The organism is Pseudonocardia xishanensis (assembly GCF_039541715.1).
Classification (GTDB): Bacteria; Actinomycetota; Actinomycetes; order Mycobacteriales; family Pseudonocardiaceae; genus Pseudonocardia; species Pseudonocardia xishanensis.
The window spans coordinates 1-1765 of the sequence record NZ_BAABGT010000103.1 but is presented as its reverse complement, the minus strand read 5'-3'; the positions used below and the strand labels follow the sequence as shown (position 1 = coordinate 1765).

General features: G+C 71.0%; 1 protein-coding gene. It reads right to left on the bottom strand.

Going from position 1 to position 1765, the window contains the following annotated elements; translation table 11 throughout:
- Positions 1-58 precede the first annotated feature (58 nt).
- A complete protein-coding gene (locus ABD993_RS31520; protein WP_345426488.1) occupies positions 59-1591 on the bottom strand; it encodes a long-chain-fatty-acid--CoA ligase in 1533 nt (510 codons plus the stop codon).
- Positions 1592-1765: the final 174 nt, after the last annotated feature.

The following is a 1765-nucleotide window of genomic DNA, read 5'->3' as shown; positions in this document are numbered from 1 at the left end:
CATTCGCCTGGGCGTGTCACCCTGCCCACCGCGTCACCAACCTCCGTAAGTAGGACAGCTAGACGGCGGGCTCCGACACCAGGGACCCGGCCCGGTTCCGCTCCCGGAGAACGGTCTTGAGCACCTTGCCGGAGGGGTTGCGCGGCAACGCCTCCATCAGCGCGATCCGGCGCGGGCGCTTGTACCCGGCGAGGTGCTCGCGGCAGTAGGCCTCGATGGACTCGACCGTCGGCGGATCGGCGGGGTCCGCGGGGACGATGACGGCCAGTGGCGTCTCGCCCCACTTCGGGTCCGGCACGCCGATCAACGCGACGTCCGCGACCCCGGGATGGCCCGCCAGGACGTTCTCCACCTCGGCGCAGTAGATGTTCTCGCCGCCCGAGATGATCATGTCCTTCTTGCGGTCGACGACGTAGTAGAAGCCGTCCTCGTCCTGGCGCACCAGGTCGCCGGAGTGGAACCAGCCACCGCGAAAGGCCTCCGCGGTCTCCTCGGGCTTGTTCCAGTAGCCGCTCATCACCAGCGGGCCGCGGTAGACGATCTCGCCCACCTGGCCCTGCGGCACGTCGTTCATCTCCTCGTCGACGACCCGGACCTCGACCGTCGCCATCGGGACCCCGATGGAGCCGATCTTGCGCAGGGAGTCCTCGCCACGCAGCAGGGTGGTGACCGGGCTGCACTCGGTCTGCCCGAACGCCGTGGAGACCAGGGCGCCCGGGAAGCTGTCGATCAGCGTCCGGAGCAGCGACGTCGAGGCGGGCGCCGCCCCCCACGAGATCCGGGTCAGGGCGGACATGTCGCGCTCGGCGATCCCCGGCACCGCGCAGATCGCGGCCCACTGCGCGGGGACGCAGAAGCAGCTGGTGACCTTCTCGTGCTCCAGCAGGTCGAGGGTCTCGACCGGGTCGAAGCCGGACGAGCGGGGGATGACGAGCGTGCCGCCCGCGGTGGTCGTGATGTGCGCGAAGGACGTCCCGGCGATGTGGAACATGGGCGCCGCGGACATCCCGACCCCGGGCCCACCGGGTCCGCCGTTGGTGGAGATGTTCGAGAAGGAGTGCAGGTACATGTTGCGGTGGCTGAGCATCGCGCCCTTGGGGCGGCCGGTGGTCCCGGAGGTGTACATGATCAGCGCGGTGTCGTCGTCGGAGTTCGGCAGCTCGCGGTACTCCGCCGACGCGCAGGCGAGCACCTCCTCCAGGTCCCCGCCGATCGTGATCACCTGCCGGACCCCGGGCGCCTGCTCGCGGGCCTTCTCCAGGGTCGGGGCCAGGGCCGCGTCGACGACGACGGCGACGGCGCCCGAGTCGCTGAGCGCGTAGGCCACCTCGTCCGCGACCAGCCGGAAGTTGACCGGCACGCAGAGCGCGCCCGCCCGGATGGCCGCGATGTAGGCCTCCAGCAGGTCCGCGCTGTTCAGGCCCAGGACGGCCACCCGGTCACCCGGCCGGACGTCCAGCGCGTTCGCCAGCCGGGTGATGCGCTCGTCCGACTCGGCGTAGGTGCGCCGGGCGCCGGTGCCCGCGTCGATCAGGTACTCGGCCCCCGGGGTGACACGGGCCCACCGAGCCACGATGTCGCTGAAGCTCATCCCACGACCGACGATCGGCGACTGCGGTGTCATGCGCACAGCCTGCCGAACTGAGCGAGCGTTCAGCAAGTCCCGGGCGGGCCGCGCACGGCCCGCCCGGGACTCGGGCTAGAGCCAATACCGTTCAGTTATGGGGTTGGATGCCGTAGGCCGCGGTGCGCTCTGGCTGTGGCC